This is a genomic window from Halorubrum sp. SP3 (genome assembly GCF_005435195.1).
Taxonomy (GTDB): domain Archaea; phylum Halobacteriota; class Halobacteria; order Halobacteriales; family Haloferacaceae; genus Halorubrum; species Halorubrum sodomense.
Window position 1 is genome coordinate 1 of record NZ_SGTU01000396.1, and the last position, 435, is coordinate 435.

Below are 435 nucleotides of genomic sequence, written 5' to 3' on the forward strand. Positions count from 1 at the left end.
GAGGCTGGAACTGATGGGCCTTGCCGGATTTGAACCGGCGATCACTCCGTTATGAGCGGAGGGCTTTGAGCCAGACTAAGCTAAAGGCCCGCGTCGATTTCGGGTACACGAGCGACGTTCTTTAGATTACCGCATTACCCCGACCGGAGGTCGTCGAGAACCGTCTCAAGCCGATACTCCGCGTGCCAGTTGACGTTCGCGCGGTTGTCGTTGGCGGCGGGTTCGTACCGGATCGCCGTCGTCGTCGATCCGGCCTCCTCGATCGCGATCAGGTAGACATCCTCTTCTCTGACGTTCAAAGCGGCGAAGTAGTCGATCTCGCCCTCGTATCCCGAGCGCTCGTACCCGTCGCTTTTTGCGCGGACGCTTCTGGTTCTGAACTCCACCGCACCGTCGCGTTTACTGTCGTACGCGGTTTTGACTTGGATCCGGTGG

The 435-nt window shown here is 59.5% G+C and carries 1 protein-coding gene and 1 tRNA gene; both read right to left on the reverse strand.

The window, feature by feature from the left end; all coding sequences use genetic code 11:
- Positions 1-14: 14 nt before the first annotated feature.
- Positions 15-90, reverse strand: a tRNA-Ile gene (locus EXE42_RS16980).
- Positions 91-134: 44 nt separating this feature from the next.
- Positions 135-435: group I intron-associated PD-(D/E)XK endonuclease (locus EXE42_RS16985; RefSeq protein ID WP_241988434.1), on the reverse strand; the 301-nt coding region annotated here is incomplete at its 5' end.